This window comes from Candidatus Enterococcus huntleyi (assembly GCF_009933175.1).
GTDB lineage: Bacteria > Bacillota > Bacilli > Lactobacillales > Enterococcaceae > Enterococcus_K > Enterococcus_K huntleyi.
Map to the genome: position 1 here is coordinate 108,826 of NZ_MAEJ01000027.1, position 13,061 is coordinate 121,886.

The 13,061-nt window shown below is 38.4% G+C and carries 11 protein-coding genes; 10 read left to right on the forward strand and 1 reads right to left on the reverse strand.

The genetic code is table 11. From position 1 onward, the window contains the following. Positions 1-164 precede the first annotated feature (164 nt). From BAU15_RS11735 to BAU15_RS11775, 9 genes are all read left to right on the forward strand, one after another. Positions 165-1,505: an ABC transporter substrate-binding protein gene (locus BAU15_RS11735; RefSeq protein WP_161842931.1), complete on the forward strand. Its 1,341-nt coding sequence runs from the start codon at positions 165-167 to the stop codon at positions 1,503-1,505. A 159-nt stretch (positions 1,506-1,664) separates the two neighbouring features. Continuing rightward, positions 1,665-2,594 carry a carbohydrate ABC transporter permease gene (locus BAU15_RS11740; RefSeq protein ID WP_161842932.1) on the forward strand — a complete coding sequence of 310 codons (930 nt, stop codon included), beginning with the start codon at positions 1,665-1,667 and terminating at the stop codon, positions 2,592-2,594. Between the two features lie 15 nt (positions 2,595-2,609). Next, complete coding sequence (locus tag BAU15_RS11745) at positions 2,610-3,446, forward strand: carbohydrate ABC transporter permease (protein ID WP_161842933.1); 837 nt, start codon at positions 2,610-2,612, stop codon at positions 3,444-3,446. A gap of 13 nt (positions 3,447-3,459) precedes the next feature. Continuing rightward, the gene (locus tag BAU15_RS11750; RefSeq protein ID WP_161842934.1) at positions 3,460-4,071 is read left to right on the forward strand and encodes a DUF624 domain-containing protein; all 612 of its coding nucleotides are present in this window, start codon (positions 3,460-3,462) and stop codon (positions 4,069-4,071) included. Then, positions 4,072-5,505: a glycoside hydrolase family 43 protein gene (locus tag BAU15_RS11755; RefSeq protein ID WP_161842935.1), complete on the forward strand. Its 1,434-nt coding sequence runs from the start codon at positions 4,072-4,074 to the stop codon at positions 5,503-5,505. It abuts the gene before it with no gap. Between the two features lie 6 nt (positions 5,506-5,511). Then, positions 5,512-6,483, forward strand: coding sequence for a glycoside hydrolase family 43 protein (locus BAU15_RS11760; protein ID WP_161842936.1), 972 nt, complete (start codon positions 5,512-5,514; stop codon positions 6,481-6,483). A 33-nt stretch (positions 6,484-6,516) separates the two neighbouring features. Continuing rightward, positions 6,517-7,956: an alpha-N-arabinofuranosidase gene (locus BAU15_RS11765; protein WP_161842937.1), complete on the forward strand. Its 1,440-nt coding sequence runs from the start codon at positions 6,517-6,519 to the stop codon at positions 7,954-7,956. A gap of 1 nt (position 7,957) precedes the next feature. Continuing rightward, positions 7,958-8,206, forward strand: coding sequence for a DUF6171 family protein (locus tag BAU15_RS11770; protein WP_161842938.1), 249 nt, complete (start codon positions 7,958-7,960; stop codon positions 8,204-8,206). 169 nt (positions 8,207-8,375) lie between these two features. Then, positions 8,376-9,590 carry an arabinan endo-1,5-alpha-L-arabinosidase gene (locus tag BAU15_RS11775; protein ID WP_161842939.1) on the forward strand — a complete coding sequence of 405 codons (1,215 nt, stop codon included), beginning with the start codon at positions 8,376-8,378 and terminating at the stop codon, positions 9,588-9,590. Between the two features lie 62 nt (positions 9,591-9,652). On the opposite strand, the gene BAU15_RS11780 is transcribed toward BAU15_RS11775, so the two are convergent. Continuing rightward, positions 9,653-10,531, reverse strand: a complete 879-nt coding sequence (locus tag BAU15_RS11780; RefSeq protein WP_161842940.1) for a helix-turn-helix transcriptional regulator — start codon at positions 10,529-10,531, stop codon at positions 9,653-9,655. 153 nt (positions 10,532-10,684) lie between these two features. On the opposite strand from BAU15_RS11780, the gene BAU15_RS11785 reads away from it, so the two are divergent. Further along, positions 10,685-12,643 carry a glycoside hydrolase family 127 protein gene (locus BAU15_RS11785; protein ID WP_161842941.1) on the forward strand — a complete coding sequence of 653 codons (1,959 nt, stop codon included), beginning with the start codon at positions 10,685-10,687 and terminating at the stop codon, positions 12,641-12,643. Positions 12,644-13,061: the final 418 nt, after the last annotated feature.

The window sequence follows — 13,061 nt, forward strand, 5'->3', positions numbered from 1 at the left end:
AATTGAAAGGTGTTGCATTTTTGAGAAATTACTTAAGTTTGGAATAATTCGTTTATTTTTGAGTTTCATCGGATCTGCAAAAATTTTTAATGTCAGCAATGTATCTTATCAAAAAGTTATCTACTATCTAAGGATAACAAATCATGAAGAAGGAGAGTCTTAAAATGAAAGCAAATAAACTATTTTTAACAGCTGCAGCAATTACTCTTAGTACATTAATTTTGGGTGCATGTGGAAGTGGAACGAAAGAGAGTAGTGGTTCGAGTGGTAAAGATGAAATAACCTTTATGTTCCGTGGTGGTGAAGATGAGAAGAAGGCATATAGTGCGGCGATTAAAAAATTTGAAGAAGCCGAAGATGTGAAAGTAAAAATTATTTCAACTGATGCGGATCAATATGCAACTAAATTGCAAGCGGCAATATCTGGAGGAAATCTTCCGGATGTATTTTATATAGAACAAGGTAATTTGATGCCCTATGTAGATAATGGGGTTTTATTAGATATTACAGATGAGATTGAGAAATCTGATTTTGATTTGTCTAATGTTTGGGAATATGGAGTTAATAGTTATCGTTATGATGGAGAGAAAGTTGGTAGTGGAGCGCTTTATGGATTACCTAAGGATGTAGGACCTTTTGCTCTAGGTTATAACAAACAAATGTTTGAAGATGCGGGAATCGAGTTACCAGATAAAGACACACCTTATACTTGGAACGAATTTATCAAAGTGTCACAAGAGTTAACAAAAGATACAGATGGTGATGGTAATTTGAATCAGTGGGCTACAGGATTTAATGTCAATTGGAGTTTACAAGCATTTGCCTGGAGTAATGGCGGTGACTGGATTAATGAAGATAAAACAAAAGTAACCGTTGATACACCTGAGTTTGCAGAGTCTCTACAATTTTTTGCAGACATTCAGAACAAATACAAATTAACACCGTCAATATCTGATGCTCAAACACTAGATACTTATCAACGATGGATGAATGGGGAAATTGCATTCTTCCCAGTGGGACCGTGGGATATGAGTACTTATGGTGGTTTGGACTTCGAATATGATTTGATTCCTTGGCCTGCAGGCTCAACTGGTAAATCAGCTACTTATATTGGTTCTCTAGGAATTGGTGTATCTAGTAAAACAAAATCACCTGAAAAGGCTGTTAAACTTGTGGAATATTTGAGTGCTTCTGAAGAAGGACAACAACAGTTAGTAGACGCACAGATTCAAATTCCTAATTTGATTGATATGGCAGAAAAATGGGCTTCTGAAACAGATAAGGTACCGAATAACAAAGAAGAATTCCTTCAAATTGTTCAAGACTATGGACGATCAATGCCAGCAGCAACAACCTATAATGCGGAATGGTATGATGAATTCTTTATCAATATCCAAACGGTTTTAGACGGAGATCAAACAGCAGCTGATTATGTCAAAGAAGTGCAACCTCGTATGCAAGAAAAATTAGATGAGGCAATCCAACAACAAGAAGCTGCGAAATAAAAGATAATCAAATGAATATATTGGTGGCCATGCGTTCTAATGGACTTATCAATGCATTTAAAGATTGAGTTATAGAGAGAAAATTAGCTAGAACGGTTGCGAGTGGTAAGCGTTCTAGCTCAATCTTTTGGAGTCATTAATTTAAAAGGGGGCACTATCATGGAGCTGTCAACCAAAACAAATAAGAAGAAAAGAAATGAACGGCCAAAAAGTAATTTATATAAAAGAGAGCATAGAGTGGCATTTTTATTCGTCCTTTTACCAGTTTTAGGATTTATTCTATTTTCATTAATTCCCTTAGTTTATTCTGCCTATGCTGCTTTTACTGACTGGAATGGTCTTGGTCAGATGAATTTTATTGGGTTTGACAATTTTAAAAAGCTTTTCAAAGATGATTATTTTTATAGAACACTTTTTAACACTTTGTATTTAATGTTAGGTATTCCAATTGGATTATTTTTATCGTTCATTTTGGCTTCGGCTTTGAGTCGTGGAATTAAAGGGACGACTATTTTTAGAACGGTGTATTATATTCCCGTTATCTCTTCATTAGCTGCAATTTCAATTCTGTGGCAATGGGCCTACAATGGAGATTTTGGTTTAGTTAACCAGGTTCTTGCAGTATTTGGTATCGATGGTCCAAATTGGCTGCAAAATCCTGATACTGTCAAACCGGCGATTATTATCATGAGTGTTTGGAAAGGTTTAGGATATTCAATGCTGCTTTACTTAGCGGCTATTCAGAGTGTTCCAAAGACTTATTATGAAGCAGCAGAGTTAGATGGAGCTTCTTCCTATCAAAAATTCAGAAATATCACTTGGCCAATGGTGAAGCCAGTCACCTTTTTCTTAGTGGTAACGAATATTATTGGTGGCTCCCAAATATTTACAGAAATCAATATTATGACACCAACAGGTGGGCCAAAATATAGTTCAGCGACTATTGTCTGGTATATCTGGCAAAAAGCATTCAAAAATTGGCAAATGGGGTATGCAAGTAGTATGGCGCTTATCTTAGCCGTATTAGTATTTGCTGTTACAGCATTCCAATTTTATATGAATAATCGTTCAAGCTATTCAATGGATTAACAGGAGGGGCTTTCAATGACGAAAAAAAGGAACTTTACCAATATATTAATCATTATTGTTCTATCTATCGGAGCAATTGTTATGGTTGGGCCACTCTTATGGATGGTTTCGACTTCATTAAAAGAAAAATCGGGTGTATTTCAACTTCCACCACAGTGGATTCCTAATCCTGTAAAGTGGGACGCTTATAAAAGGCTAGTTGAGCTTGATACATTGGCATCTGGTATCAAGAATACGGTTATTGTCTCATTATCAGTTACGATTATTGGAACAATTACATCAAGCATGGCAGCATTCTCTTTTGCCAAACTCAGAATGCCCTATAAGAATGCTTTGTTTTTAATGTTATTAGCAGCATTGATGATTCCCTATCCAGCAGTCATGATCCCGCAGTTTATGATGTTCTCAAAAATTGGCTGGGTAGATACTCTTTTGCCATTAGTTGTTCCTGGTATGTTTGGTAATATCACAATGATTTTCTTTTTAAGACAGTATTTATCAAATATTCCCGATTCAGTCGTTGAGGCGGCAAAAATTGATGGCGCGGGCTACTTAAAAATGTTTTTCCAATTGATTTTCCCACTAATCCGCCCAGCTGTAGCCGCACAATTCATTTTGTGGTTTATGGGTGTCTGGAATGACTATTTAGCACCTTTGGTTTATTTAAATAGTCCAGAAAAACAAACATTACAAGTAGTTATCGCAAACTTAAATGCAGCCTATGCAATCCAAACTGATTATCCATTAATTATGGCTGCGTCTGTGGTTTCCCTTTTACCAGTGTTAATTGTTTTTATTATTTTCCAAAAACAAATTATCGAATCCGTGGCTTTATCAGGAATGAAGGGTTAGTGAGGAGAGTCCTATGACACAAAAATTAATGAAAGTAATCAATTTGATAGTTATTTTATTTTTGCTAAATAGTTTTTGGTTTATAGGAACACTAATTGGTGTAGGAGTGGTTGGTTTAATTCCAAGTACTGCGGCATTGATTCATGTGTTGCATCTGCCACATTTATTTGATGAAGAATACTCCTATAAAGAAATCACGGTGTTCTTTATAAAGCAATATGGGCAGACACTCAAGAAGTATACGTGGCAAGTACTTGTAGTGCCGATATTTGTGAGTACTCTATATTTTGATTTGGTAATTATTCAACAAGACAGTTTGATGAAGGCCCTATTTCAATGGCCCTTGATTATATTGATAAGCGTCATTTGTCTAGCAGTAATAAATTACTTTTTGTTGGATGATCTTTTTCCAAAAGAAAAAAGAATGAGTAAGCTGAAAATTTCATTCGCTAGTTTACTTGTTTCGCCACTACAGGTAGTGATTAGTTTTATTCTATTTATCTGTTTCTTCGTGATTAGTCTAGCTTATTCATGGTTTATCTTTTTTGCAATCCCATCGTTCATTTATGTGACAAGTCATTTGTTTCTTTCTGCTTTTAAAAAGAAAGGGCTGGTGAACTTGTAGATGAAAAAACTGATTTTACGTATGGGAATATCTTTATTAACACTGTCTCTATTGTCTAGTTGTAAGAATGAAGAACCAGTCGAACAAGTGTTAAAAGATCCTCAATTTGAAAATGTGAGTGTTCATGATCCTTCAATAATTAAAGCAGAAGAAAGCTATTATATTCTAGGGTCACATACGCAATTTGCGAAGAGCGAAGATTTAATTCATTGGAATCAATTGTCTGAAAATGTAAATCAAACAAACTTATTTGAAGATATCCGAAAGGAATTGGAAGAGGAATTTGATTATGCTAAAACTGATACATTATGGGCTGGAGATATCCAACAACTGAAAAATGGGAAGTACTATATGTATTACTGTTTATGTCAGGGTACCTCGCCCTTATCAGTTCTAGGAGTAGCGGTAGCTGATTCGATTGAAGGACCTTATAAAAAGGTTGAATCATTTTTGTACTCGGGAACATCTCCACAATTTGATAAAACTTACGATGCGACAGTTGACCCAAATGTAATTGATCCTCATGTTTTTTATGACAATGATGATAGATTATGGATGGTTTATGGTTCTTACTCCGGGGGAATCTATATCATGGAAATGGATGGCGACACAGGGTTACCGATTGATGAAAATTCATACGGTACAAAGTTATTAGGCGGTAATCATAGTCGAATAGAAGCGCCGTATATTCTCTATAACTCTGAAACTGAATATTATTATTTGTTTACATCATTTGGTGGTCTCGATTCATTTGGCGGATACAATATGCGTGTTGCTAGATCTAAGTCTGTTGAGGGTCCATATATTGATGGGTCGGGACAAGAAATGATTGAAGCGAAAGGATCCGAGGGGACGACTTTTGATGATGTGAGTATTGAAAATTATGGTAATAAATTGATGGGCAACTTTCTTTATGAAGAAGATGATGGTTTAACAAATGCCGGTTATGTATCGCCAGGTCATAATTCAGCTATTTACAATGAAGAGCAAAATGCCTACTATCTTATTTTTCATACGAGATTTCCAAATGGTGGAGAAAATCATGAAGTCCGAGTTCACCAATTTTATTTTACAGAGGATGGTTGGCCAATTGTAACACCCGTGCGTTACGCTAACGAAAAGATAGCGAATTATACTGCTTCTATGGTTAATGGAAGCTATCGATTACTTGAATTTTCAAAAGAAATTAGTGATTCAATAGTGGAGCCAAAGGAAGTTACGCTGGAAAATGGTAAGCTGTCAGGAAAAATTACAGGTGGCTGGACGTTATCATCAGATAATATCGAGAAAGATTCAATAATAAAAATTAATGAGAAAGAATATAGAGGAAAGTTTATTTCTGTGTGGGATGAAAATCAGGAGAAACAAGTAATGTCCTATACAGGGGTTTCGGAAGAAGGAGTTCCTCTCTATTTAATTCAGTCTAAGGAGTAAAAAAAAATGAGTGAAAAACAAGTTTATTATGAAAATCCAATTGTATTCGAGCGGGCAGATCCGTGGGTTTATAAACATACAGATGGCTATTATTATTTTACAGGTTCTGTTCCAGGTTATCAGTCAATCGAACTGAGAAGAGCAAAAAAATTGGAAGATTTAGAGTCTAATAGTGAAATTATTACTGTTTGGCAGGCTCATGAAATCGGTCTGATGAGTCAATTAATTTGGGCACCTGAAATTCATTTTATAGAAAATAAATGGTACATCTACTTTGCAGCCAGTAACCATGGCGAGTTGAGAGATAGAGAAAACCATCACCGGATGTTTGTGATTGAAAATAGTAATGAATCGCCAATGAATACAGAGTGGATTGAAAAAGGTCAAATTAAGCCCCAGTTTGAAAGTTTTAGTATAGATGCGACAGTTTTTGAACATAATAAAGAACTTTATTATGTGTGGGCCCAATTAGATCCAAGAATCCCAGGGAATTCAAACTTATATCTGTCTAAAATGGCTAACCCATGGACTTTAAAAGGGAAGCAATTACTGTTGTCTATTCCGGAATACGGTTGGGAAAAAATCGGATTCTTAGTCAACGAAGCACCTGCCGTTTTGATTAGAAATGGGAAAGTTTTCATCACCTATTCTGGAAGTGCTACTGATGAAAATTATGCAATAGGCTTACTATGGGCTGATGAGACGAGTGATTTATTAGATGGCTATTCATGGCATAAATTGGATCAGCCAATCTTTGTTAGTTCAGAAACAAATGAGCAATATGGGCCCGGACATAATTCATTTACAGTTAGCGAAGATGGCACAAAAGATATTATCGTGTATCACGCAAGGCCAGAAAAAAATAAAATGGGTGACCCTTTAGACAATCCGAATCGTCATGCTATCGCTCAAGAATTTACTTGGACTGAGGATGGCTTTCCATTCTTAGGTGAACCTGTGGCAAATACAAAATTATAATGGACGATAAACTTTGAAAAGTGAGGCAATCAAATGAATATTCAAATTTTAAATCAAAAATCAGGTCCAACAATTAGTCGGTATATCTATGGTCATTTTGCGGAGCATTTGGGTCGTTGTATTTATGAAGGCTTATATGTTGGGGAAGATTCTGCGATTCCTAATGTGAATGGGATGCGTACGGATGTTGTAGAGGCGTTAAAGGCGATTAAAATTCCTGTGTTGAGATGGCCGGGCGGATGTTTTGCGGATGAATACCATTGGAAGGATGGGATTGGTCCAAAAGAAAATCGTCAGAAGATGGTGAATACTCACTGGGGTGGTGTGACGGAAACCAATCACTTTGGTACCCATGAATTTTTCGAGTTGGTGAAACAACTGGGCTGTGAAGCGTATGTCAACGGCAATGTCGGTAGTGGAACGGTTCAGGAAATGTCCGAGTGGGTGGAATATATCACGATGGGTGGCGTTTCTCCGATGGCTGATTGGCGTCGCGAAAATGGTCAAGAAGAGCCGTGGGCGATGAAATTTTTTGGCGTTGGTAATGAGAACTGGGGCTGTGGTGGTAATATGCGTCCGGAATATTATGCGGATCTGTATCGTCGTTACCAAACGTATGTCCGTCAATATGGCGATCAAAAAATTTATAAAGTAGCTGGCGGCGCGAATGTCGATGATTATAACTGGACAGAAGTTTTGATGAAGAATGCGCATTGGCTGATGGATGGCTTGAGTTTGCATTATTATGTCCATCCAAAAGGCTGGGAGGAAAAAGGCAGCGCGCTGGAGTTTGACGAAAATGAATGGTATGTGACTTGTCAAAAAGCGGCGCACATGGATGAATTGATTACGCGCCACAGCGCGATTATGGATCAGTACGATCCTGAGAAGCGTGTGGGAATTATCGTCGATGAGTGGGGCACTTGGTTTACGGCTGAACCTGGCACCAATCCAGGATTCTTGTACCAACAAAATACAATTCGAGATGCGATGGTTGCGGCTATTACCTTAAATATTTTCCACAAACATGCGGAGCGTGTGCACATGGCGAATATTGCTCAAACAGTCAATGTTTTACAGGCGATGATACTGACTGAGGGTGAAAAGATGATTAAGACGCCAAGTTACCATGTGTTTGAATTATATAAAAATCATCAGGATGCAGAATTAGTCGATAGCTACGGTAGCGAAAGTGAAACCATTTCTTATACAATTTCGAAAAAAGAAGGCAAGGTAACTGTTTCTATTTGTAATTTTTCAACGTCTGATGAGGAAGAAATTTCTCTAGCATTGGCAAACGGAACAGTGTTAGAAGCAAACTACATTTTTGCAGATGAAATGAGTGCGCACAATGATTTTGATGCGCCAGAAGTCGTGGCAATTCAACCATTTACTGCTTATCAACAAACAGCAGACGGCGTGGCAGTAACGGTGCCGCCAATGTCAGTTACAACGCTCGTTATCGAGGCATAAAATGGCTTGCGTGGGTTGTGAAATCAAAGAAGAAGCGGCGCAAGTCGATGTGGAAGCGTTGATTGAAGAGCAGCTCAGCTTAGAAACGAATCTTGTGGAGGCGCATATTTTAGAGAAGCGTCTTGAAATCTGCAGTGCGTGTCCTTTTCGAGTGGGTACGACGTGTGGCAAGTGTGGCTGTTACTATAAATTTCGCGCAAATCTAGCCAATAAAGATTGTCCTGCACATTACTGGCAAGAACTTGCGTAACTGAATAAGGGTCTCACGCAAAATAGAGCTATTTTGTGGTGAGGCCCTTATTTGTAAATAAAGTGATTGAGTAAATAAAGTGATTGAGTAAATAAAGTGATTGAGTAAATAAAGTGATTGAGTAAATAAAGCAACTGACTAAATAACGTAATCTAGAAGGAGTAGACAGATGAAGGATGCAAAAATAGGGGTTCATGACCCAACAATTATTCAAGCAGAGGGGAAATATTATTTATATTCCACGGATACACAACAGCCGGAAACCAGTGGTGTACCGATTCGTTCGTCAGAGGATTTGGTGCATTGGCAGTTTGAAAAAGCGGCGTTAGAGGGTGTTCCAACAGATGCGCGTTCATGGTCGCAAGCGACTGGGCTGTGGGCACCTGAGATAATAAAGGTCAAGGATGAATATCGCATGTATTATTCAGCTTCGACTTTCGGTAGCACTACCTCCTTTATCGGGCTAGCGGTCGCTAAACATCCGTTGGGTCCGTGGGAGGATCGAGGAGAAGTGGTGAAAACTTCGATTGAGATTGCTGATCACAATGCGATTGACGCGAATATTTGCTGGGATCGATCAGGCAAGCCTTGGATGGTTTATGGCTCATTTTTTGGTGGAATTTATATTGCTGAAATAAATGAGGAGACAGGAAAGCTAGCTAATCCGGGTTATGGCAAGCGTCTAGCCATCCGTTCTCAAAGTGTCGAAGGCGCGATTGAAGGCCCGTTTATTAAGTATCATGCGGAAACAGATTATTTTTATCTGTTTGTCTCTTTTGATTCGTTGAATGATTTTTATAATATTCGCGTCGCGCGCTCGCGGTCGATTGATGGACCGTATGTCGATTATTTTGGAAACGAGATGACTGATTTAGAAAGCCATCCTGATCAGGTCGGTACGAAACTAATCGGTGGCTATCAATTTAAAGGAGAGCCGATTGTCTACGCGCCTGGTCATAATTCACTATTTTCTGATACAAAAACGGGTCGAGAGTTCATTGTGCACCATGCTCGAAAAGAACAACATTCAGATCAATTTTATTTGCAGATTCGTTCATTATTTTGGCTGTCTAACGGTTGGCCAGCTGTCTCAGCCTATGAATATACTGGTGCGGTAGAGGTCGTAGGCGATGAGAAGGCGGATGTTGAAGAGATTCGTGTGACAGATAAGCAGACAGATTTAGCGGGTGTCTGGGAGTTGATTGATTTTTCTTCAGCTGATGTTCAGGTAGGCACACATCAAGCGAACTTGGCCGAATGGCTTGGTTCTGAGAGTTGCTATGTACTGTACAAAGAGCTTTCTAGCGACCAATTATTTATCAGCGGGATGCGGGCTGGTGTGAGTTTCTTTGGCAAAAAATTGAAAGATGACCTGTTGGATTAACTTGTTACAGGTAAAAATCTATAAGAAAAAAATAAGTCGGTTGAGTACAAGGCTCATTCGACTTATTTTCTATTTTGCGTTGATTTTCGATAATCTGAGGGAGAGCAGGCAACAAGTTTTTTAAAGAGACGTGAAAAGTATTTTTCATCTTGGAAACCAACTGCTCGAGATATTTCCGTAATGGTTTGCGAAGATTCCGCTAATAATAGTTTTGCTTGGGCTATGCGGAGCTGTTGTAGATAGTGTGTCATGGTGATACCCATTTTTTGTGAAAACAGGTGGGAAAGGTAGGCTTTATTGTAGCCAAAATTATTGGCAACTTCTTGTACCGTGATTGGTTGTGCATAGTTTTTTTGGAGCCAGTCTGAGACAAAGCCGATAATTGGTGAATCAAGTGATTCGTGTGTACCTGAAAGAGCCTGTTTAGTCGTTGCGGAAAGGCTGAGTAGCAATGTTTTAGTAAACGTATCGAGTAGTTCTGTTTGCCAACGCGAATGTTTCATAGAGTGAATTAACTGTTGAAAAAGAATTAATTCATCGGTTGAGGCCAAATTCTCCGTGTACAGTGGCCAAATAATTGGCTGGGCAGTTGTCAGTAATCGAGCTTCTTGAATGGATTGGCTTGTAATTTCTGAATGTGGTGCTAAAAAATGTAGCCAATAGAACGAGAGTCCGCCAGGTGAATCCTTCTGTCCTGAAAAATGAATTCCAGGTGGGATGAGGAGTACATCACCTGGAGCTATGGTCAGATGTTGATCTTCTATCGTTAAGTATAAGGTTTCTTTTATGCCAATAAATAGTTCGTAATTATGATTTATTCTGGGTAAATGTTGCCAAGGGATGGCGGAATAAAATTGACCAGCAAGCTCAAATTTCAAGCTATTGATAGTACCTACGAGATAGTTTTCTTCTGCAAACATGGCTTCCCTCCGATTCATCATCTAGTTTATATCCACTATTTCTATCTTTTCTTCTAACGACAAGTAAATGACTGGATTTTATAATAAAACTATCTTAAATAATAAAGCTTTTATGAATAAATGACAATTGAATTTATTTATAAACTAGCTTTTGTCTACGAGGAGGAAAAAATGATGGGTCAATCATACAGACAGGAATTTAGTTTAGAATCAGTTAAGCTTTCTGATTCATTTTGGAAAAATTATCAACAATTAGTTAGAGAAGTGGTTATCCCGTACCAATATCAAGTCTTAGATGATGCGATTGAGGTGGATGTTCAGGCGGAACGAGTGGATGACACATTACCGGTGGGCAAGAGTCATGCGCTAGAAAATTTTCGAATCGCTGCAGGACGCACGACTGGCGAGCATTTTGGCTGGAGTTTTCAAGATAGTGATGTCTATAAATGGCTGGAGGCGGTGGGCTATAGTTTGCAGAATCAACCGGATGAGGCGCTAGAAGCACTTTGCGATGAGGTGATTGAGCTAATTGGTGCAGCGCAGGCGAAGGATGGTTATTTAGATACCTATTTTCAATTAAAATGTCCGGAATTAAGCTATCGGATGCTCTATTTTAGTCATGAATTGTATTGTGCAGGTCATCTGATTGAGGCCGCGATTGCTTACGATCAAGCGACTGGAAAATCAGCTCTGTTAACGATTGCCAAGAAATTCGTAAAAAATATACAAGCGGCTTTTGGTTATGAAGCGGGGAAAATTCAGGGAGCGGATGGCCATCAAGAAATCGAATTGGCGCTTGTTCGACTCTACGAATATACTCAGCAAGAAGAATATCTCCACTTAGCAGAATTTTTTACAGATGTTCGTGGGAAGGATCCACATTTTTATTCTAATGAAGTGAAACGCAATCTAGAAGAGGGGCTTTCTGAAGAAAATCCTACGATTGATGCGGCTTATTTACAGGCAAATGCCCAACCAAAAAATCAAACGATTGCTCAAGGGCATGCGGTCCGAATGTTGTACATGGCAACGGGGATGGCTAAGATTGCCAATCAAACGGGAGATGCGGGGTTGTTGGCGGCTTGCGAGAGAATTTGGCAAGATGTCACAAAAAGAAAAATGTATATTACCGCAGGTGTAGGATCAACGGTCCATGGCGAAGCCTTCACGGGTGCGTATGATTTGCCCAATGATACGATGTATTGTGAAACGTGTGCCTCGATTGCGTTGGTATATTTTGCTTATGAATTATTCAAAAATGAACCCAAAAGAGAATATATAGAGGTCTTGGAACGAGCATTGTACAATGGCGTTTTATCAGGCGCTTCGATTGATGGGAAGCATTTTTTCTATGTTAATCCTTTAGAGGTTCAACCAGATAGTTGTCGAAATAATCCTGGCAAAGGTCATGTCAAGACGACGCGTCCTGACTGGTTTGGCTGTGCTTGTTGTCCGCCTAATTTTGCTCGGCTAATCAGTTCGCTTCAAAAATATGTCTACACGCAACAGGAGGAGACACTCTATCTAAATTTATTTGTTGAGAGTCAATTAACGAGTGAGACTGGGACGCTCACTCAGCAAACTGATTTCCCTTATGAAAATCAACTAACGATTGAAGCGACCGGAATGACTGGACGATTAGCTATCCGCAAACCTTCGTGGGCAGCTGTTATGACTGTCGCATCTGTCAATGCTGAAACAGAAATAGAAGAGACGGCTGATTACTTCTTTGTTCAATTAGAGAAAGCAGTAACACTTCAAGTTTCCTTCGAACAACCAGTATTGGCGATTCGAAGCAATCCGAAAGTTTGGACAAATAGTCGAAAATTAGCCATTCAACGAGGCCCATTCGTTTATTGTGGCGAAGGGCATGACAATCCGGAACTCTTTTCTTATCGACTAACAACTAAAGATATTTCTGAGGCAAAAGTAAGGAGTCATTCAGAACTTTTACCACAAACACTTCAGCTAGATCTTGTAGCTAGTAAGGTAGTTCAATGGAAAGACGAGGAATTATATAGATTTACGGAAACTGAAGAAGTTAAAGAAGCGGCTATCCTGAAATTGATTCCGTATCATTTATGGGGAAATCGCGGGGAGAATGAGCTACGTGTATGGTTCCCAGAAGGATAATTGGATAAGATGAGCTGAATAAAAAATGAAGGAGCAGTCTATATGGAATAAGCGGTGTAGCATTAAATGGCGCTGATCGTTATTAAGAGTTGTTCCTTTATGGCTGCCAGTTGTTTTGCCGGAGATAAGAAGGCTCAAAAATTTACTAATATAATTAAAACCTTAGTAAATGTGACATCAATTTGCTAGGATAAATAACACATCTAAAGGCATATTTGAATTCAGAAATCTGATTTATCTACTGAAAGAAGACTAAAAATATCGTTCCCAGAATTTTCATGTGATTTTAAAGGAAAACGTGCCTTTTGTGTTTTTTGAGAAATAACAAATGAAAAGTGCAAAATTATAACCTGAAACTTTAAGTATACCAAATTTTTTAGGTAACCCTACTATTAATCGTCAAAATTCTTCAAATGGT

Bases quoted from the DNA above. Each gene is read 5' to 3' on its own strand.
- BAU15_RS11745 (WP_161842933.1), top strand. From the start codon at position 2,610: ATGACGAAAAAAAGGAACTTTACCAATATATTAATCATTATTGTTCTA.
- BAU15_RS11780 (WP_161842940.1), bottom strand. From the start codon at position 10,531: ATGATGAATCGGAGGGAAGCCATGTTTGCAGAAGAAAACTATCTCGTA.
- BAU15_RS11785 (WP_161842941.1), top strand. From the start codon at position 10,685: ATGGGTCAATCATACAGACAGGAATTTAGTTTAGAATCAGTTAAGCTT.
- BAU15_RS11750 (WP_161842934.1), top strand. From the start codon at position 3,460: ATGACACAAAAATTAATGAAAGTAATCAATTTGATAGTTATTTTATTT.
- BAU15_RS11775 (WP_161842939.1), top strand. From the start codon at position 8,376: ATGAAGGATGCAAAAATAGGGGTTCATGACCCAACAATTATTCAAGCA.
- BAU15_RS11740 (WP_161842932.1), top strand. From the start codon at position 1,665: ATGGAGCTGTCAACCAAAACAAATAAGAAGAAAAGAAATGAACGGCCA.
- BAU15_RS11770 (WP_161842938.1), top strand. From the start codon at position 7,958: ATGGCTTGCGTGGGTTGTGAAATCAAAGAAGAAGCGGCGCAAGTCGAT.
- BAU15_RS11735 (WP_161842931.1), top strand. From the start codon at position 165: ATGAAAGCAAATAAACTATTTTTAACAGCTGCAGCAATTACTCTTAGT.
- BAU15_RS11755 (WP_161842935.1), top strand. From the start codon at position 4,072: ATGAAAAAACTGATTTTACGTATGGGAATATCTTTATTAACACTGTCT.
- BAU15_RS11765 (WP_161842937.1), top strand. From the start codon at position 6,517: ATGAATATTCAAATTTTAAATCAAAAATCAGGTCCAACAATTAGTCGG.
- BAU15_RS11760 (WP_161842936.1), top strand. From the start codon at position 5,512: ATGAGTGAAAAACAAGTTTATTATGAAAATCCAATTGTATTCGAGCGG.